General features: G+C 43.0%; 16 protein-coding genes. 9 read left to right on the top strand and 7 right to left on the bottom strand.

Annotation, left to right across the window (positions count from 1 at the left end):
* Positions 1 to 47 precede the first annotated feature (47 nt).
* A complete protein-coding gene (locus EO93_RS15340) occupies positions 48 to 1,100 on the top strand; it encodes a lipopolysaccharide assembly protein LapB (RefSeq protein ID WP_048163453.1) in 1,053 nt (350 codons plus the stop codon).
* 107 nt (positions 1,101 to 1,207) lie between these two features.
* Here EO93_RS15340 and EO93_RS15335 read toward each other — a convergent pair whose 3' ends face one another.
* Positions 1,208 to 1,909, bottom strand: a complete 702-nt coding sequence (locus tag EO93_RS15335; RefSeq protein ID WP_048163451.1) for a DUF434 domain-containing protein — start codon at positions 1,907 to 1,909, stop codon at positions 1,208 to 1,210.
* Positions 1,910 to 2,135: 226 nt separating this feature from the next.
* On the opposite strand from EO93_RS15335, the gene ala reads away from it, so the two are divergent.
* The 7 genes from ala to EO93_RS15300 all read left to right on the top strand — a co-directional run bounded on the left by ala (position 2,136) and on the right by EO93_RS15300 (position 11,887).
* On the top strand, positions 2,136 to 3,116 hold the full coding sequence (ala, locus tag EO93_RS15330) for an alanine dehydrogenase (protein ID WP_048136205.1): 981 nt from the start codon (positions 2,136 to 2,138) through the stop codon (positions 3,114 to 3,116).
* An 811-nt stretch (positions 3,117 to 3,927) separates the two neighbouring features.
* Positions 3,928 to 4,467: a CoB--CoM heterodisulfide reductase subunit C gene (gene hdrC / locus EO93_RS15325; protein ID WP_048136136.1), complete on the top strand. Its 540-nt coding sequence runs from the start codon at positions 3,928 to 3,930 to the stop codon at positions 4,465 to 4,467.
* A gap of 48 nt (positions 4,468 to 4,515) precedes the next feature.
* Positions 4,516 to 5,499, top strand: a complete 984-nt coding sequence (gene hdrB, locus EO93_RS15320) for a CoB--CoM heterodisulfide reductase subunit B (protein WP_082107684.1) — start codon at positions 4,516 to 4,518, stop codon at positions 5,497 to 5,499.
* 83 nt (positions 5,500 to 5,582) lie between these two features.
* Entirely contained in the window at positions 5,583 to 8,627 is a 3,045-nt protein-coding gene (locus EO93_RS15315; RefSeq protein WP_048163450.1) for a CoB--CoM heterodisulfide reductase iron-sulfur subunit A family protein, read from the top strand.
* A complete protein-coding gene (locus tag EO93_RS15310; RefSeq protein ID WP_048163448.1) occupies positions 8,627 to 9,073 on the top strand; it encodes a hydrogenase iron-sulfur subunit in 447 nt (148 codons plus the stop codon). Before EO93_RS15315 ends, EO93_RS15310 begins: the two co-directional genes overlap by 1 nt.
* 1 nt (position 9,074) lies before the next feature.
* Positions 9,075 to 10,304: a Coenzyme F420 hydrogenase/dehydrogenase, beta subunit C-terminal domain gene (locus EO93_RS15305; RefSeq protein ID WP_048163447.1), complete on the top strand. Its 1,230-nt coding sequence runs from the start codon at positions 9,075 to 9,077 to the stop codon at positions 10,302 to 10,304.
* Positions 10,295 to 11,887, top strand: coding sequence for a hypothetical protein (locus tag EO93_RS15300; RefSeq protein WP_048163445.1), 1,593 nt, complete (start codon positions 10,295 to 10,297; stop codon positions 11,885 to 11,887). The genes EO93_RS15305 and EO93_RS15300 overlap by 10 nt, the downstream gene beginning before the upstream one ends.
* 291 nt (positions 11,888 to 12,178) lie before the next feature.
* On the opposite strand, the gene EO93_RS15295 is transcribed toward EO93_RS15300, so the two are convergent.
* The 3 genes from EO93_RS15295 to EO93_RS15280 form a co-directional block, all read right to left on the bottom strand.
* Positions 12,179 to 12,853: a hypothetical protein gene (locus EO93_RS15295; RefSeq protein WP_156161353.1), complete on the bottom strand. Its 675-nt coding sequence runs from the start codon at positions 12,851 to 12,853 to the stop codon at positions 12,179 to 12,181.
* A gap of 1,014 nt (positions 12,854 to 13,867) precedes the next feature.
* The gene (locus EO93_RS15285; protein WP_048163441.1) at positions 13,868 to 14,218 is read right to left on the bottom strand and encodes a hypothetical protein; all 351 of its coding nucleotides are present in this window, start codon (positions 14,216 to 14,218) and stop codon (positions 13,868 to 13,870) included.
* The gene (locus EO93_RS15280) at positions 14,215 to 14,493 is read right to left on the bottom strand and encodes a hypothetical protein (RefSeq protein ID WP_048163439.1); all 279 of its coding nucleotides are present in this window, start codon (positions 14,491 to 14,493) and stop codon (positions 14,215 to 14,217) included. Before EO93_RS15280 ends, EO93_RS15285 begins: the two co-directional genes overlap by 4 nt.
* A 160-nt stretch (positions 14,494 to 14,653) precedes the next feature.
* On the opposite strand from EO93_RS15280, the gene EO93_RS15275 reads away from it, so the two are divergent.
* Complete coding sequence (locus EO93_RS15275) at positions 14,654 to 15,226, top strand: CRISPR-associated endonuclease Cas1 (RefSeq protein WP_342764215.1); 573 nt, start codon at positions 14,654 to 14,656, stop codon at positions 15,224 to 15,226.
* A 105-nt stretch (positions 15,227 to 15,331) separates the two neighbouring features.
* Here EO93_RS15275 and EO93_RS15270 read toward each other — a convergent pair whose 3' ends face one another.
* The 3 genes from EO93_RS15270 to EO93_RS15260 form a co-directional block, all read right to left on the bottom strand.
* Complete coding sequence (locus tag EO93_RS15270) at positions 15,332 to 15,631, bottom strand: hypothetical protein (RefSeq protein ID WP_048163438.1); 300 nt, start codon at positions 15,629 to 15,631, stop codon at positions 15,332 to 15,334.
* A 614-nt stretch (positions 15,632 to 16,245) separates the two neighbouring features.
* Positions 16,246 to 17,694, bottom strand: a complete 1,449-nt coding sequence (locus EO93_RS15265) for a hypothetical protein (protein WP_048163436.1) — start codon at positions 17,692 to 17,694, stop codon at positions 16,246 to 16,248.
* Between the two features lie 354 nt (positions 17,695 to 18,048).
* The gene (locus EO93_RS15260; protein ID WP_048163435.1) at positions 18,049 to 19,686 is read right to left on the bottom strand and encodes an IS1634 family transposase; all 1,638 of its coding nucleotides are present in this window, start codon (positions 19,684 to 19,686) and stop codon (positions 18,049 to 18,051) included.
* Positions 19,687 to 19,882: the final 196 nt, after the last annotated feature.

Below are 19,882 nucleotides of genomic sequence, written 5' to 3'. Positions count from 1 at the left end.
CTGCCAAATAAATTAACTGTATAGGTAAAATTTAGGAGGTTTTGGGCATGGATATAGATGCCGTAGACAAGCTGGTTTTTCATGTAATCGAAAAGGTTGCAGAAGATGAATGTGATCTCGATGAGGTCGTTGAGTTTGTCATTTCTTTTTCACGTGAGCACTCGCTTTTGACAGAGACTCTGCTGAAACTCTCCTTTATTTTCGGCAACGATAAGATGTACAGGGAAAAGTATGCATTTTCCAGGGCATGCGCGTTACTTTTATCAGGGAAAATGCGGGAAGAAGCCCACATGGAGGCGGGGAAAACAGCTTCTTTGCTGGGGCTTGAGGATTTTGCTGCAAGGGAATTTGAAGAGGTGCTTGAGGAAAACCCGGAAAATATAGAAGCTCTCTGCGGATACGGAGCTATGCTAGCCGAACTCGGGAAACTTGATGCTGCAAGAGTCCAGTATGAAAGAGCTCTTGAAATCCACCCTTTCCATGTTGATACGCTCTGCAATTACGGCTGCCTGCTTTACAGGCTCCAGGACCTGGACGGCGCTGAAGAAGCGTACAAAAAAGCCCTTCTCCTTGATCCGAGGCATGTGGGAGCTCACTGCGGGTATGGAATCTTGCTTTACAAATGCGGGCAAAAAACCGAAGCTAACTACCATTATATCCGGGCGCTTGAACTTGATCCAGGGCATGTGGAGTCCAATTTCCGTTATGCCCGCCTCCTTAATGAAAAAGGGGAACCTCTGGAAGCTGAAGCCCACTACATAGAAGCCCTCAAAGCAGACCCGGAAAGCCCGAAACTCCACCTGTTCTATGCCCGTCTGCTTGCAGACCATGGAATTATTCATGGGGCAAGGGTACACTTCAGGTATGCCCTTAAAATTGACCCGGGGGATGTGGAAACTCACTGTGAATATGCAAAGCTGCTTGCCAGGTTCGGGCACAGGCACGAAGCCGAGGTCCAGTACAAAAAAGCCCTTGAACTCGATCCCGGACATTTCGGAAGCCTTTGCGGATACGGAGATCTGCTGAAAGAAAAAGGGCAGTACGCAGAAGCCGAAGAAATCTACAGGCAGGCAGAATATTCCAGACAGAGTTTCTGGTAATTAATTAATGAATCTTGCCTGCTCAGTCAAGTACAATTTCAGATTAGTAGCGCTTCAGATTAGTAGAGCCTCAGGTTAGTAGAGCCTCAGGTTAGTAGAGCCCTAATTTAATACAGCCTCACAGGCTCAATTCCTATTTTTTCCATGAGGCAAGCCGGAATATCAAGTACCTGAAGGACTGAGTCAATTACGATTCCGTCGGAGGTTGCGACAACGAGGTTATTTTCGGAATTTCTGCCTTCAGTTTTCAGGTCGAAATCCGCAGTTTTTGAGGTCCGAGCCTCGCCCGAAATCCCATGTTCTTTGAGTTTGCGGCGGATAAAGCCGGCAAGTTCTCCGCTCCGGCTGATCTGGGCATCAAGCAGGAAGGTTACTGACTTCGGGTGAGCTTCTGATAAAAATTCAAGAACAGAATCCAGAGCCTCCTCGATATCTTCAGCCTGGCGTGCCTTGCTAAAGTAATAGCGGGTGTCCCTGATATATCCGTCGTCGCAGAACCACATGGGTTCGTTTTTCAGCAGGCTGTCCACGCTGAGGAGGACATTGTACCCGTCAAGGAGGAGGTCCCTATCTCTTATACCGTCGCAGGCTATTTTTTTCCTGACTCTGGATACGACTTTATCCGGGGGCATAATCACCCTTGTGAGAATATTTCGTTCCTTGACACTGAGCTGAGAGTGGTCAGACACGAAGCGGATGGTGGCAAATTTAGGATAACCCCAGCGCAGAATGCTTCTGATGTCTCTGGCAGGCTTCAGCAGTTTTTCTTTCAGGTAGGGTCCGGAAAAAGCAGCAGAACTCTCTTGCATAATTTCTCCTTTAAGGAAGGAAGTTCTTTAAATGAGTGAAGATATATGTTATATATACATATTTGCGCGAATAAAAATAGCAATTTGTGCTGCCTGGAAATCAATGTGAATGTTTGCTTGCCGGTTTTTATTCCGGTTTTATTCGATTTAAGCCTGGTTTTCAGCCGGAAGCCAGCTTACGGTTCGGATGTGAGGAAGGTCTATGGCTCCGGTGGAGGGTTCTGTTATGGAAGTTTTGTGGCTGTCTCAGGAAGAGGTAAAAAGCGTTGTGGATATGCATTCTGATATGCAGGTAGTGGAAAGAGCTTTCAGACAGCATGGGCTTGGCAAGGTGCAGATGCCCCCCAAATCCTATCTTTACTATACAGCTTACAACGGCGACCTGAGGACAATGCCTGCATATCTTGAAGAAGAGGACATTACAGGCGTAAAAATCGTAAACGTCCATCCCGGAAACCCTACGCTCGGCCTTCCTACAGTAATGGCGCTAATTATTCTCATTTCCCCAGAAACCGGAGCCCCTGTGGCAATTATGGACGGGACTTACCTTACCGACATCCGGACAGGAGCAGCCGGAGGGATTGCTGCAAAATACCTTGCAAGAAAGGACTCTAAAATTATCGGTCTTGTAGGTGCGGGAAACCAGGCAAGGACGCAGCTTGAAGCCCTCTGTGAAGTTTTTGAGCCCGAAACTGTGAAAATCAATTCCAGGACAAAAGAAAGCTGTGAACAATTTATCCGGGAAATGGCAGACTTCGTGCCCTGTGAAATCCAGTATGAGGAAAGCATTGAAAAGGTCTGCGACTGCGATATTCTTGTTACGACAACCCCTACAAGAAAACCAATCGTAAAAGCCAGCTGGATTAAAGAAGGGACCCATATAAACGCAATAGGGGCAGACGCTGTAGGAAAAGAAGAACTCGACCCCGAACTCCTCCTCCGCTCCAAGATCATTGTCGATGATATGGTACAGGCGCTCCATTCAGGGGAAGTAAACGTACCCCTTTCAAAGCACTACATCTCGGAAAATGACATTCACGCCCAGCTTGGAGAAATTATCGCCGATCTCAAACCCGGCAGGACGAGTGAAGAGGAAATTACGATCTTCGACTCCACAGGGCTTGCGATTCAGGACGTCGCAACTGCGCACATGGTTTATGAGAGGGCTGTCCGGGAAGGGCTTGGCAGACAGGTCCGGATGTTCTGAAACCTGTTTACTATTTCCTTTTCTACTTTTACGGTTTTACTTTTTTTCTATTTCCTACTTTTACGGTTTTATTCTTTTTCTACTTTCTACATTCTGTCTCTGCACTTTTTTCAATTTTTCTATTTTTTCGGTAGTCTCCGATTAACTGGTTTATCTATCCGGAATCCGGAAAATGGATACCTCAGTTTTCTTTCCCTGCGCCGCGCGGAGCTGGAGCCTGCCTGCCAACCAGATTAAAAAACAAATCTTGTACCAGTGCCGTGATTAATAGAGACAATATCCTGGGTATTGTTCCATTAGCCTGCAACCGGCTCTTCCCGCGAAAAAATAGGAGACGCAATTTCACCATCTACACTCTATTTTTTGCTCTGTTCACGTTTTCTATAATTTTGAACGTTCTTTACTATTTTTAAAAATTTCTACTGTCGGTCAGTATTCACTTTTTTTAATTTGTATTTTTTTCAAATGAGTTGCAGCCACTTGATATATCTTTATTTAAATATTTTTTTTTGCTATATTTATAATTATTTATCATGACAAATATGCGAAACTTTTAAGTATATTATTATATTATTACCCCCCGACTTCCTGAAGATGATTTCTGAACAGGGGGCCTGTTTAACCTGCCTTTTTCAGGTAGCGAAGGTCAATGTATGAAATTGTACACATTGCATGAGTGCTTTCCTGAGAACGGGCAAAATATTTGAAGAATTATCCAAAATATGAAAAATCATCTATATGAAAAATCATCTAAAATCTGAAAAATTGCTTATTTACGTCAAATATTAAGAGTTGTATCAGGGATGAATCTATGAAACACCCTATAAAAACCTCAGAATCCGATCCTACCTTTTTTGAGGAAATCAAAGAGGAGACCGGAGCCGAAAAGATTCTGATGTGTTTTAACTGTAAGGGCTGCTCTACAGGCTGCCCGGTTACCGATGTTGTACCTCAGTACAACATAAAAAAACTTCTGCGCATGTCTGCAATGGGGCTGCGGGACCGTGTGCTCAACAGCGAGCACCTCTGGTACTGCACTACCTGCTTCAGGTGTCAAGAACGATGCCCAGAGGGAGTAAAAACCGTGGACACCATGCTTAAGCTTCGAAGTATTGCCGTAAAAAACGGTGTCATGCTTCCAGCTCATAAAAAAATCGCAGAGTACGTGATGCGTACAGGGCATGGTGTTCCGATTGATGAGCAGAACAGGAAAAAGCGAAAAGAGCTTGAACTGGACGAACTGCCCGGAACCGTACACTCCTGCCCGGAAGCCCTTGAAGAAGTAAGGCATCTCATTAAAGCCTGCGGGTTTGACCGGCTTATCGGGTTTGACCAGCAGTCTTTAGCCTGAAACACAAATCAGCCTGAAACACGAATTTGCGATAAGAAGCTGAAAAACATGACGAAAAACATTACAGATAATTCAAAACGTAACCTTTCTCTCTTTTTAGGTTGTATTGCCCCAAACCGTTATCCTGGGATTGAAAGTGCCACCCGGAAAGTGATGGAACGGCTTGGAATTTCCCTGACGGAACTTGAAGGAGCTTCCTGCTGCCCTGCTCCCGGAGTTTTCCAGTCCTTTGACAAAAAGACCTGGCTTACCCTTGCAAGCCGGAATCTCTGTCTTTCGGAATCTCTGGATGCGGACATCCTTACCGTGTGCAACGGCTGTTATGCAACGCTTGCAGACACTAACCGGATCTTAAAAGAAGACCCGGAGGCAAAAGCCGGGGTCAATGAGAAGCTTTCTGAGATCGGAAAGGAGTTTTCCGGGAAGATTGAGGTCAGGCACATAGTCGAATACCTGTTCAGGGAAGTCAGTCCAGAAAAAGTCCGGGATGCAGTCACACACCCTCTCGACCTCAGGGTCGCAGTGCACTACGGCTGCCACCTGATAAAGCCGTCCCATGAAAGAAAACTCGGAAGCGCGGAAAACCCCTCTTTTTTTGACGAACTGGTAGAAGCTACTGGAGCCCGCAGCGTGGAATATGAAGACAAAACAGCCTGCTGCGGAGCAGGTGGAGGAGCCCGTTCTGCCGTTCTGGACGTGGCTCTTGCACTTACCGAAAAAAAGCTCGGGCACATGCAGAGCGCAAATGTGGACTGCATCGTGGATGCCTGTCCTTTCTGCCACCTTCAGTTCGACCAGGGGCAGATTGAGCTTGCAGACCGCCTGGGAAAGGAATTCAATATCCCGGTACTCCATTACTCCCAGTTCCTCGGGCTTGCTCTCGGGTATTCCCCTGAAGAACTGGGCATTCACTTAAACCGCATCCAGAACAGTGAGTTCTATACAAAGCTCGGAGAAAGAGCCGAAAGCAGGTTTCCGGGCAGGAAACTCGGTGCAGGTACCGGGCTTGAAAAGGGCGGAGTGCCGACATGAGCTTCAGCTTCTCTGGAGTAAAAGCTGAAAAACAATGTGTTGAAGCCGAATTTATCTGAAAAACATCTGTAGGAGCTGAAAGCATGAAAACGGACATAACCGGGGCAGTTGCTGTCGTCGGTGGAGGGATTGCCGGGGTACAGGCTTCCCTTGACCTTGCAAATAGCGGGTATAAAGTTTACCTTATCGAGTCCGGGCCGACAATTGGGGGAAAAATGGCCCAGCTTGATAAGACGTTCCCGACTTCGGACTGTGCAGCCTGCATCCTTTCTCCCAAGCTTGTGGAAGCCAGCAGGCACCCGAACATAGAGCTGCTCACATACAGTGAAGTCCTTGCCATTGACGGAGTTGCCGGGGACTTTACAGTAAAACTCAAGAAAAAAGCCAGATACGTGGACGAGACGAAGTGTACGGGCTGCGGGGACTGTATTGAAAAATGCCCGAAAAAAGTCTCAGACAGGTTCAATGAAGGGCTTGCCCCGAGGAAAGCAATTTATCTCGCTTTTCCGCAGGCTGTTCCAAGGGTAATGACCATTGACCCTGATAATTGCATCTACCTTAACAAAGGTAAATGCGGAAACTGTGCAAAGGTCTGCAAACGAGGAGCTATTGACTACACCCAGAAAGACCTCGAACTTTCCCTCAAGGTCGGAGCTGTAATTCTTGCTGCGGGTTTTGAGGCATTTAACCCGGCAGGGCTTGAGGCTTACAGGCCCGAGCACCCCGATGTTGTAACCTCCCTCCAGTTTGAGAGGCTTCTGAACGCTTCCGGGCCCTACCACGGGCATCTCCAAACCTCGAAAGGAAAGGAGCCAAAGAAGATTGCTTTTATCCAGTGCGTGGGGTCAAGGAACCAGAAATTATCGAGAAAGTACTGTTCCTCGGTTTGCTGCATGTACGCCGTAAAGCAGGCTGTGATTGCAAAAGAGCACGACCCGAAGATTGAATGTGCAATCTTCAATATCGATATCAGGGCTTTCGGAAAAGGCTTTGAGGAATTCTACCAGCGGGCAAAAAATGAGAAAAAAGTCCGCTTCATCCGTTCCCGTCCTTCTTGTGTTGAAGCCGACCCTCTGAAAGGTGAATTGAGGATCCCATATGAAGAAGAGGACGGCAGCATAGCCCACGAAGAGTTCGATATGGTCGTCCTCTCCATAGGCATAGGGGCTTCCGAGTCAGGTAAAGAACTTGCCAGGATTGCAGGGGTCGGGCTTACAGGAGCCGGATTTATCAGCACTCCAATAGAGGACCCGATGAGCACGAACAGGCCTGGAGTTTTCGCTGCAGGTGCTGTGCAGGGGCCAAAAGATATTCCGGATACGGTGGCTCAGGCAAGCGGGGCTGCCGCAAAAGCCGGGGCTTTGCTCTCTTCTGCCCGCGGGACTCTGGAAAGCAAAAAAGAGTTCCCTCCTGAAAAGGCTGTAGAAGGCGAACCGAAGGTAGGCGTGGTTGTCTGCCACTGCGGCACGAACATAGGAGGCTTTGTTAACGTCCCTGAAGTGGTCCGTTATGCCGACACGCTCGAAAATGTGGCAGTTGCAAGAGAGGAAATGTATGCCTGCTCCGAAGATGCCCAGGAACGGATCAAGGAAATGATCGCGGAACACGGGCTGAACAGGGTACTTGTTGCTTCCTGCACTCCGAGAACTCACGAACCCCTCTTTCAGGAAAGCTGCAGGGATGCAGGGCTGAACCCCTACCTCTTTGAGCTTGTAAACATCAGAGAACACTGTTCCTGGATTCACCAGCAGGAGCCTGAAAAAGCCACTGAGAAGGCAAAGGATATCGTAAGGATGGGGGTTTCCAGGATCAGGCACCTTTCTCCTCTTTATAAACAGGAACTTTCGCTCGGGCACAATGCCCTGGTGCTTGGGGGTGGAATCTCAGGCCTGAATGCAGCTCTCGAGATCGCAGAAAACGGGTTTGAAGTCCTTATTGTGGAAAAAGAAGCCGAACTCGGAGGCCTCCTCAGGGATGTAACAGCCCTTCAGGACGGCAGGAAAACCAGGGAAATCCTTATCCCTCTTATCGAGAAGGTCAGGGTTCATCCTCTTATCAAAGTCCTGACAGGTTCCGAACTGGTCGAGGTCAGCGGCTCGGTTGGAAATTTCAAAGGCCGGGTCAGGGATACAGCAGGCAGGGAACAGGAAGTTAAGTTTGCTGTTGCGGTTATTGCAACAGGAGCCGAGGAGCTTTCACCTGCAGGATACTTCAGTTACGGGGAATTCCCGAATGTTATCACCCAGTCCGAACTTGAAGCGAAGCTCGAAGGCGATTTTAAGGCAAAACATGTGGTAATGGTCCAGTGTGCCGGAAGCAGGAACAAAGAGCGCCCGTATTGTTCCAGGGTCTGCTGTATAACTGCAGTTAAAAACGCGCTCCGCATCAAGAAAATGGACCCGTCGGCTACCGTGCATGTGCTGTACAGGGAAATGCGTACTTATGGGGCATGGGAAGAGCTCTATTCAAGAGCAAGGGCTGCAGGAGTCCGCTTTATTGCTTACTCCGACACCCGGCTGCCCTGGATAGGGGAGAAAGAGGTCCGCGTATATGACGAGATTACGGGTTTTGACCTGGAAATCGATGCCGACCTTATAGTCCTGAGCGCTCCGCTTGTAGCTCCTGCAACAAACAGGCAGATTGCTCCTATGTTCAAGGTCCCTCTGGACTCAAATGGCTTTTTCCTGGAAGTCCACATAAAGTTGAGGCCTGTGGACTTTGCAACCGAAGGGGTTTTCCTCTGCGGGACGGCCCAGGCTCCCAAACTTGTAGACGAAAGCATCGCCCAGGCAGCAGCTGCGGCTTCGAGGGCATGTACAATCCTCTCCAGAAAGTCTCTGGAATCAAGTGCTGTCATCTCAAAAGTCAATGCCGAACTCTGCGTGGGCTGCGGGGCATGTGAAGCGGTCTGCCCTTACGGGGCGATCAGCTTAAAGGAAGTATGGATCGAAAAACAGGGCATTTCTTATAAGGCAAGGAAATCCGGGGTTAACCCTGCCCTCTGCAAGGGCTGCGGGGCCTGTGCGATGAGCTGCCCGACAGGTGCGCTCGACCAGCAGCATTTCAGAAATGACCAGCTCCTTGCCCAGGTGAAAGATGTCTTTACTTATTCGGAGGAGGTCCGCTAATGGAACCTGACAAAAACGAAGTCTCTGAGTCATGGGAACCCAGGATTGTAATGTTCTGCTGTAACTGGTGTTCCTATGCAGGCGCAGACGGGGCTGGAATCGGACGTTTCCAGCAGCCTGCAAGCATGCGTATCATCCGCGTGATGTGTTCGAGCAGGGTAGACCCTGTGCATGTATTCTCCGCTTTCCTTGAGGGAGCCGATGCCGTGATGATTACGGGCTGCCACCTTGGGGACTGCCACTACATAAATGGAAATGAAAAGACCCTTGTAAAATTCAATTTCATGCGCTCGATGTTAAAAGAACTCGGCCTGGAAGAAGAAAGGCTGCAGCTTAACTGGATCTCGGCATCAGAAGGCGAAAAGTTTGCCGAGGTTGTCCGTAAGGTTACGGAACAGATCAGGCAGCTTGGCCCATGTGTCTTAAAACCCGAAGGAGTGGCCTGAAATGTCCGAACTGAAAGCTGCTGCCGACATTAAAGTCGGGGACAGGCTGCTCGGCTGGGCTGCATCCGAAGAGGTGCGGGTGCGCGGAGCTTCAGGAGGGCTTGTGACATCAGTGCTTGCATCTGCCCTTGAAACAGGGCTTGTGGAAAGGGTGCTCATCCTGAAAAAAGTCAGCGAATTCGAAGCCTATCCGGTGTTTACCTCGGACGTGAAAGAGGTCCTGGAATCAGCAGGCTCTATGCACTCCGTACCCGTAAACCTTGCCAGGTACTTAAAGCCTGAAACCTGTTCCGGAAAAATAGCCCTGCCCGCAAAACCGTGTGACGCAAGGGCCGTTGTCGAGAGGGCTAAAAGGAATGCCCTGTCCCCTGAGGACACTTACGTTATAGGCCTTAACTGCGGGGGCACAATGCACCCTGAAAAGGTCCGGAGAATGCTTGAGACCGTCTACAGGCTTGGCCCTGAAGAGATTGCAGGAGAAGAAATCGTAAAAGGAAAGCTGGTTTTCTTCACAAAGGACGGAAAAGAACATGCAGTTCCCATTGACGACCTTGAAGCCGACGGGCTTGGGAGGAGAGACTCCTGCCGCTACTGCCAGGTAAAGATCCCAACAAATGCCGACCTCGCCTGCGGGAACTGGGGCGTTTCCGGTGACCTTGCAGGCAGGGGCACCTTTGTGGAAGTCATGACTGAAAAAGGGGCAGAGCTCCTCAGAAATGCTGTCAGTGCAGGCTTTGCCGAAGTTATGCAGGCGGATGAAAAAAGTATTTCTGTCCGGGAAAAGGTCAATAAGGTAATGCTCGGGATGAGCGAGAAACGGAAGGCTGAGGTTTTTTCCCCGATTGAGAATGGAGAAGAACGCTTCGAGTACTTCAGGAAGGAGCTTGAAAACTGTATCCACTGCGGGGCCTGCAAAGCAGTCTGCCCGGTTTGCACCTGCGGAGAGGATTCCAAATGTACGGCTTACTCGTCCCTTGCAGACAGCTACAAAATGTCCCTTTTCCATATGGTGCGCTTCCTGCACCTTTCGGATTCCTGTATAGGCTGCGGGCAGTGTGAAGACGTCTGCCCCGCGGAAATCCCTCTCACGCGCCTTTATCAGCGCTTTGCCGTCCCCGTCCAGAAAGAATACAGGTACCTTCCGGGCATGTCCGACAGGACCCCGCCTTTTTTTGCCCTGAAACCCGAAGACAATGAGGATAATGAAGGAGGTGGCTGTTCATGCAGGTGAAAAACAGGGAAAATGTGTACTCAAGCATATGTCCGGGCTGCGGGCTTGCCTGCGGGCTCTATATAAGGGAAATGGTCTCAGGAACCGGGGAAACTTCGGTTTCAGTGGACTTCCGGAAAAGCTCCCCGGTAAATGCAGGCAAACTCTGCAGGTTCGGGCTGAAGCTTCCGGTCTATTATACAGAGCCTCAGGCTTACACAGAGCCTCAGGCCTCGATGGTTAGAGGACAGAAGTCAGAGCTAAAAGCCGCTATATCAGCAGCAGCCGAGGCTCTGAAAACCGCGCCCGCAGAAAGCCTGGCTTTCTTTTCGGTGGGAAACACTACAAATGAAGAGCAGAAAGCTTTCTCAGCCCTTGCAGGTGCGTTTGGCGCCGGAGTAGAGACCGGGATGGGCATTTACTCTTCACTCCCGGCAAAAATGCACTCTGCACTTTTCCAGGGAATGTCCCTTGAGGGACTCGAAAAAGCAAAACAGGTCTTTCTCTTTGTTGACCCCTATTCCCAGTATCCCCTGCTTCTCAGGAGGGTTCTCAGGGCAAAAGAAAACGGGGCGAAGGTCGTCTGCATAGGGCCCAGACATCTGCCTGTTGCTGATGAGCAGTTCTGCCTGAAGCCGGAAGAGTACGGAAAGTCATTATCCCCTTCCCGGGACTCCGTGCTTATAGCCGATATTCACCCTTACTCCGATCCGGCACATATTAAAGCAGTCCTGGACCTTGCGCAGGCTTCCGGCGCAAACTCCTTCTTCCTCAGGCCCTTTGCAAACTCTGCAGGAACAGCGCTGCTTTCAGCCCATACAAAGCAGCGCACTCTGGATAAGCTGTTTGAGGACATCAATTCCGGAAAAATAAAGGCTCTCTTCTGCCTGGAATCCGATCTTCTCGAACTTGCTCCTGACAGGGAGGCTGCATTACAGGCTCTCTCGAAGCTGGACACCCTGATAGTCCAGACATCCGGACAGGGAGAATTTTCCAGGCTTGCCGACATATTAATCGCGTCCGAACCTTTTTACCGCAAACAGGGCACAGTACTCAATGCGGAAGGAAGGCTTCTTTCGGCAGGCGGGAACTCCACTTCCGGTTTTGATGTTCTTTCCAGCCTGGCAGCAGCTTTCGGAAAACAGTTCGATTTTGAATCGGTCCGGAAAGAGGTGTTTGAAGTCATCGGGTTAAAGGAAGCAGATGAGTTTGCCTTCCGGACACCCGCTGAATTTTTCCCGGTGTCGGCTGAAGTTGAAACCCCGTGTTCAAAACCGGGACCTGGTCCGGAAGCCTGTTCCATGTCCATTTATGAGTCCTGCCCGGAGGAATCCTGTCCTGAATGTTCTTCAGCTTCGCTTGTTTATTCTCTGTCCCCTTTCATGTGGCACGGGGTTGAAGATTGCAGCGCCTTTGTCGAACTGAACCTGGGCATGGTCCGCAAGCTGGGGCTTGTAAAGGGAGGCACTGTAAAAATCAGGGCTTCAGGAAAGACGGTTGATGTGAAATTCAGGGTCTCGGACATTGAGGACGGTTGTTTACTTTCTCCCCGGAAGCTCCCGGTTTCAGGTATTCCAGGGGTTGAGGTGGAGCTTTCCCGTTAAGGAATTAAAAAAGTCCTGAATAAACATGCATAAAGTCCTTGAAATAAACATACAGAAATAAACATACATAAAGTCCTTGAAATAAACATACAGAATATGAATTTGCAGCAGATAAAAGGTGTGAAAGAATGGCTCCTTAGAATTATTTCTGATTCTATGGAGTCAAATTTCCTCTTTCCTGATTCCTCTTTCCTGATTCCTCTTTCCTGATTCCTCTTTCCTGATTCCTCTTTCCTGCTGCCCCTTTCATGTAAATGCCATATTACTCAAAGCGGCGGTTAAAGAAGCTGCTTAAAGGCATTTTGCCTGCTTCTTTTTTCCCACGGAGTCTTCTGCGGGGCTGAGGTAGAACTCTTTCTTTTCGTCCCCTATTGTTATTGTGTAGTCGCCCGAGGGAAGGGATTTTGTATCATAGCTGAATTTGAAATTCCCTTTCTTGTCAGCTTTTACAGCTTCGTATCTGGACTCGAACGCAAGAATTACATTGCCCTCTGATTTTTCGAGAACATTTCCATCGATTTTCACTAAATAGTTCATCCAGGAAGGCACATTCGACTGGGAAATTCCCGCAAAATCGTCTGAGGCATCAGCATGCCTGGAGAACCATCTCCCCTTCTTTACCCTTACATTGATGTCCTTTACTTTAACGCTGTCATCTTCTCCACTTGCTGTGACACTAAAGAAACTTTTTCCTCCACGTACAGCCGGAGGGATCTTCAGACTGTTTATCTGATAAACGTAACCTGTCCCTGAAACCGGAACAATTTCTTCATGCAAAATGGATACTTCAATTATTTCTTTGGATTCAGCTTCACCGGAGATCTTTATAATGTCTCCTACGCTGGGATTTTCTGGAGATATGCTCCAGTATTTAACATCTGCAGATGCAGGTGCTATTAAGATTCCTGCGGTTGCACAAAACAAGATTATCATAAAGAGAGTCTTTCTCTGAAATGCGTATTTCAATATAAATCCTCCAATTAATGTTTGCCTGGCTCTTCATGCAGACATAATCAATAATATGTTATAAGTTGGGATTCCTCATAATTATCTTTGAAAAGCATTTTTATTATTAGATCACACTTCATTAGTTTTAAAATTTTTGCTTACACTGAACTGCGTGTAACACTCTTTAAAACTTTAGACTATTTTAATTTGATATTGTGTTAACACAGAAGGGAAAACCGGATCAGATTCCTGAAGCTTTTTCTATAAAACTCGGGGCCAGGTAAATCATGTAAAGCCTGACCAGTGAGACTCTTACCTGTGATATTCTTATAGATCAGGTAGAAATCAGAAGGGAAACAACCGCGGTTCTTGAAATCGAAGTAAAAATAAGGGATTGGAGGAATTGTTGTATTCAGCAGGTTTTTCATATATTAAATTTTTAGATATTCTTCTCCATTTTTCCAGGGTTTTTGTGAAGAAGATTCAATTTATTTAATGATAGTTATGGATTTTTGAAGTCGGAGTTTAGTGATCTTAGTTCAGTATGATTAATTCATAAGGCATAAATACTTAGCAGCAAAAATAGGTACTGTTGAGTGGTTAACTCTCTGGGAATTATCGCCCTCTACGAGTAAGCATACCAAGCCCCCAAATGGTATCAAATTTTCTTTCAAAAATACTCCCCATATTCTAACCCCCTAACCGCTCAACACCCTTTTTTCAGGCACATGATTTCAAAAAGCATTGCAATATTTCTTATTTCTGACTGCATAACTCCTGGTTTCTTCTGTCTATTACTCTCAGTACATACAAAAACAGAAGCTACAGATCTCCTATAAAAATTCAAACCGGCAGTGTGCCGAAAGTTCTGAAAAATCACAATTATCAAGAAGTTATTGTATAGAAAATTCAATACGTTTCCAAAATCTGAAAAACAGCTATTTTTTAACCTGAAATGTTGCTACTTCTCTTTTTCAGGTTTGGTTCATCGAGATAAAATGCAAAAGAAGACAAAACTTGTAAATCACTAATTTACTTTTTATATCCAAACTTTTTGTCATATTTTTTATGGTCAATTATGTCAAGAACCAGTACGATAATTTCAATGCCTGAATCTCCTGCTGTAAGCGTGTAAAGCATTCTCCAAAAATTAGGAAGCTCCACTCTAAACAGGTTTGTAATTCCATATCTGGTCCTGTATTCGGCAGGAATCAGTTTTTTGGCAATAGGCTGCCCATAGTGAACATTATCCTTTAGCAGCTCTACTTTCTGAATGAATGCGTTAAGGATAACTTCCTCCTGCTTTGAGTCTGCTGCTTTGCTCATGAAATTATGATATACATCTGCAGCCTCTGGAGTAAGGATTACTCTGACAGCTTTCATAGTTCAAGTCCCTGAACCACGGCCTTTCTTAAGTTTTCATTCCTGCTGTGAATCCAGGTTATTCCCTTAAGTCCAACAGCAATTTTATTTCCTTGCTCTAAATAATCCAGAATGACCATCAGTGTATTGTGATTTACCTGCCTTGGCAGCATTCTCTTGAGTTCCGCAACTGTTACAACGCTGTCCGGGCTGTTTTTTAGAGTATCTTCTACCATAAGAATTGTATTGAGAGTTGGGGAAGGTTTTGCTTTATCAGAACTTGCTGCTTCTGCCATTTCTTTGCCTCCGGTAGATTTGGAATATACTGTAATATTTTGTTTTTTAGTTATTTTTTCATAACAAAAAGTTATTGATTAATAACTAATTGATATTTGTAAATACATATCTTTTATGGTATAAGGTTCATTGGGCCATTCTGAATTATTATAATTCACGATAGCTGCCGGACCGGACATTCACATCATCACTGGCTGGAACCTCAAATCCCTATACTTAATTCGGTGCGGCTCTTGCGGAGAGAGTTTTGCACAAAATGACCCCAGCAAAAACAGCTTAGCCTATGATCTTCAGGAGCCTTTCAGGTTCCTTGTGGATCTTGCAGTTATCAGCCTGGTTGAAAGTGGAATTATGGAAAGTAAAGACTTCATAAGAACTGAGAATTACAATCTCAGGCTAAAGCCTACAGGAGCCAGGAAGATTGTTAATGAGTTCTCCAATATGCTGAATAAAAAAGTAAGTTACCAGGGAAAAGAAAGCACATGGAGCTATGTTATCTTTCTGAAAGTAAGAGAATTAGCTCATTACCTTACAAGCAAAAAGGAAAAACTGGACTTTGTTAAGCCTGAGTATGAAATTGAGAGAATTGATTCTTATGACATAAGGCAAAAGATTCTCAATATTTCATATGTTGATTGGAAGAAACTGGGGTTTTCTAAAGGTACTTTACATTACATGAAGCAGAACGCAAAAAGTGATAAGCCATTTACTCTTAATGATCACGTTATGTAAAGGCTGGAAATGTGGGAAGGGTGTTGAAGACATGGAACGTACTGGTTAAAAATATACACAAGTTAAACGAAATTAAGTATGACCTAGTTCACATGCTCTTTGTTGTTAATTATAGATTAATGCAGGGTAGATAGCAGAGAACCAGTAGATCCATAATACAATTGTGATTATGCTGACAAGTAATATTTTTGCAGTGTTTTTGGTGAATAATCTATACATTATTGCTGCAAGAATTCCTGGAGAAAACAGGACAAAAGGTGGTCTCAGTACATAAGGGAGATGTTTGAAGAAACTGGATAGTATGTTTGTCTGAATTGCAAGAACATGATATATTGCTATTGTTCCTGCTATAACAGAGATTGCTGCTATGATTTCTTTCAATATTTTCTGTAAATTTTCTGTCATATATTATTAAACATTTTAACAACACAAATAATTTATCTTTGTTACTAATATTTTTAATATGTGAGAGAAAGCACATTAAATTCTGATATTAATACCTACTGTGACCAGGAAGATTCTTCCACTTGCTTATGCGAAATGGAAGAAATTAGGGTTTTCTAAAGGTACTTTGCATTACATGAAGCAGAACGCCAAGTCAGATAAGCCGTTTAGTCTGAACGCTCATGTTCTGGATAGAGTAAACAAGTGGGAAGCATTGGTTTCAAGTCAAAAGTAAAAATGTGTATACTTTTACTGTAAAATGTAAAAATGTAAATTTTACAGTAAAAATAGTAAAACGGTATCAAGAGAAAGTGTAAATTTTACAGTAAAATAGTAAAACGGCATCAAAGGAAATTGTGAATTTTGCAGTAAAAAATAGCTTAAGGAGAGGTGGTAAAAGAGTTGTAAACTCTAATTTATTTTACATCTATTAGTACAATTCAGTAATCTCTTACCCAAAGTTATAGAGAATAAACCCTGATGGAAATTTTGGTAAGATAATAGATATTTTTCAATCACTTATTAATTGTTGACAGATTAATTATTGAAATTTAATTTTTTGGATTTCACTATATTTATTCATCCTTGAGATACTGTCTAGGTTTTTCTTCAGAAAATATTATTTTGTGATTGATATCTATTACTAGTCTGTATGCATTGTCTAATCTTCTTTCACAGAATCTTTTTATTATACTTCCTGATTTACAACAACCTAAACCAGCCAGTAAAATAAACCCACTTTCTACCATGCGTGTATCTATTTCACTTGACTGTAACCAATTTTTCACCATAAAAAGTGCAAATAGAACTGGAATAAATCCGTATAACATATTAATTCGTTTATGTTTCTGTATCCAAACATTTGTTCTACTGCTTGGATTACCTAAAGAAAAAAATACTGTAAATAAAGTGAATACTATATACATAAGTATAAGTCCAATATAGGCTCTTGTAATAATACCAAAATGAAGTGTTTTTGAAAGTAGATTTTCTAAGTTAGGGAGAGTAATAGGCTCTGAAATTGGAGAATATACAAAATAGTTAGAAAATGAATTATAATATATAACGAATGGAGCAACTATTAACGCTATCCCAGTAAAAGTATAACTTTGAGATGTAGACAACTCTTGAAGAAGAATATCTATCCGTTGATTTACACAAACTAACATGAATTGAAGTTGTTTTAGGTTATAATTCTTAAGGTCTAATTTTTTACTATTTAGTATGGCATCAATAACTTCGTCATATAAACAATATTCACTTTTTTCAATAGGAATTTGTTTATTTAAAAATTTATTTTCATATTCAGAAATTTTACTAAAGATACTACTTATAAAATAATTGCTAGACCCCATAGAGGTTATGCTTTTTTCGTTTGAATTGGGTTTTATCCATATTTCTAACCAATTCATATAAAATACAAAACCTACTGTTAGTATCATCGCAATCAGAAGAAGTAAAAGGTTCAGACTTTCATAAAAACCAATTTTTATTGTTCCTACTAAAAAGAGGTTAGCCAAAAGAGTAAACAAAATTAGAGGGTATCTAATATTCTCTTTTTTTTCAAAAAAATTGTATAATATTTTTAAACTATACGCAAAGAATAAGAAAAGCGATATAATATAAAAGCTAGAGGAAAAAGATTTGAGAAAAGAGCTGTGGGTAGCATTAGAAAAATAGAGAGTCTCTAAAAATAGATAAATTATAAATGAAAGAAAAATACCTTTTATATACTTATAGTCAAAGCCTCTTTCTTCAATTCGAAGTAGAAAGAATAGAATTACAAAAGCTAATAACAAACCAATATAACCTAAAGAAATCTCTATTATAGATTCTAATGTTAACGAAGGTTCCCCTGCTAAATACAAAAAGAAAAGTAATAAGCATGAGAACATCCATTTGGCAAAATCACTAAAAGTATAAGCATTATTATAAATTTTAAGAGTATAATGTCTTAAAAGACCAATGGGTACAATTATTAAGAGGATAACTAATATACCAGATAAAATATATTCTATTTCCACAATATCATCTATTTTAAGCACCTTATGGTATATTATGAAAAAGTGGCAGCCTATATAAATATTGTTAAATATTCAACAGAGTATAAATAGAGATTTTTTTGCTGGGGCGACTTTCTAAAAACAGATGTAGTGCATCATTTCTGCAAAAACATACACTTTTTTATTAACTTTACTTTCTAGAAATGAACTAATTTTTGTTTAGGGCAACTTTAAAAAAAAGGTTGTGCAAATTATCTATGAGCTCATCCCAAAACCAATTTTATTCTCAAACCGGAGTTTCTAAGATCTTAAAAAAGAAAGGCTCTTGGCTATGATTATTTACAGTCTAACAAAAAATTAATTAAGTTGACGACTTCAACTTGGGATATACTCCCCAAGTTGAAGTTTTGTAAAGATCTCCGCAGTTTCTTTATTCATTTCCTCTACGACAAATTCTGCGTTTTCCTCTCCTTTTCCATTGTATACTAATCCCATTCTTATCTTTTCAAGATTATCGGCCAGCTTTTGAATTGTTAGCTCCTGGTCATCGATCAAATGAAGCAAATAATTGTGTAGCAGTAACCCCATTACACAGAGAAACACATGAGCTCTGATCTTCACATCCTTTCTTACATACACAGGCTTTATCGGTATCAGTAACTTGTCTTTCAGCCACTTTATATCCTCTTCAATCATGTTTCGGGAATCGTACATGTCCACAATTTCTTTTGTTGCAAGATTTTCCTTATCAGTAAACACAACAGTCTTTCCCATCCCTAAAAGAAACTCTTTTTCCTGATCATCATTTAAACTGAAATTAAGTTGTAACTCTCCCTCTTTTTCAACGACATTATAATCAAAGAGACCTCTATATTGCTTTGGAATTGCATCAACAACACGATTCATGAGACCTTTTGCGGTCATTTTTCTGCCTTTTCCTTTACGGTTAAGTTTTGAGCCTATTTCTTCAATCTTCCGCAGGATATCAGATTTTTTAATTTCCCACTCATGCATCTGTTTTCGACTAGTAATTTCAGTGTATTTTATGACTCCAGTAAACTCTTTACCATACCAGTTTCCGTTTACGCGATGAGCTTTGATGATATTCTGTTTTCCATTTATCCATTCTTCTTCAAAATCGGACAAAGGAACATGGAATAAATCTTTGCACATCGAAGAAGGTAAAGCCCCAACAACGTGCATTTTATCCAGAACATGTTCTATGTTATCTGTAGAGTTCATTCCTCTATCAAAAACAATTGTTATTTCCTTAAGAGGAATCCCTATCTCTTCGATACGTTTACAGATACTGTCAATCAGATCGGAGAACAAAGTTACATCAGGAACGTTTGCTGGATACGTAATTGTCTGAAAAGGAAGGTTTCCGTTTGAAGTTGTCAAACCAACACCTATGAGGTTCTTATCATATCGTTTATCTTTGGAAAAACCTTTTTTTGGAAGATCCTCCCCATGCTCGATGTGAGTGTAAAAGTTAGTTGTATCAAATGTTAGCTTGGTTGGTCTTATTCCTTTTTTGATCAAGGTTTGAGAGATGTCAAGTTCGATTTTGCGGATTGTTTCTTCATCCAATTTTTCCATGTAATTAAGGAAGTTTTGACTTGAGAGTTTGTACTTTGGCTTCATGAAAAATTGAAGCGAACTTTCTTTAAAATAGTCATCAAGAACATTTCTGCTTAAGGAATGTTCAGATCTACCGATGATGATTAGGAGAAGATATTCTGCTGGTGTGAGACCTTTTATGTTTTTCCGATCAATGTGTTTGTTCAGACTTTTGATTAGTCCCACTTCTTCAGCTGCCTTGAGTAAGGCAGCTGGTTTACCAAAAGAGTAGGAAGCTACCTTTTTTTCAGTGTTTTTTGTTATGAGCTCATAAACATGGTCCGCGGTTCCAACATATTTTTGAATTGTTTGAACGACTTTTCCATCGATCCATTCATTCTTGATGACATAAAGATATTTATTACCTTTTATAGTTTTGATCTTGAAATGCATGAGATTTATTAGACCCTAAATACATATAAATTCTTTGAATTATTCTATTATTAATTTTGCCATAAATAATCCTATTGATATTTTTATTTCTTATGTAATATGAGTAAGATTTGGTGACAAATAATTAAAATTCGTTAGACCCTATGAAAAATAAGCCGAATGATATCACTTTTAATCATAAAGTATAAACTCCGGT

This window comes from Methanosarcina sp. 1.H.A.2.2 (assembly GCF_000979975.1).
Taxonomy (GTDB): Archaea; Halobacteriota; Methanosarcinia; order Methanosarcinales; family Methanosarcinaceae; genus Methanosarcina.
Note: the sequence above shows the minus strand (reverse complement) of the source record. Positions and strands in the feature narration are given on the sequence as shown.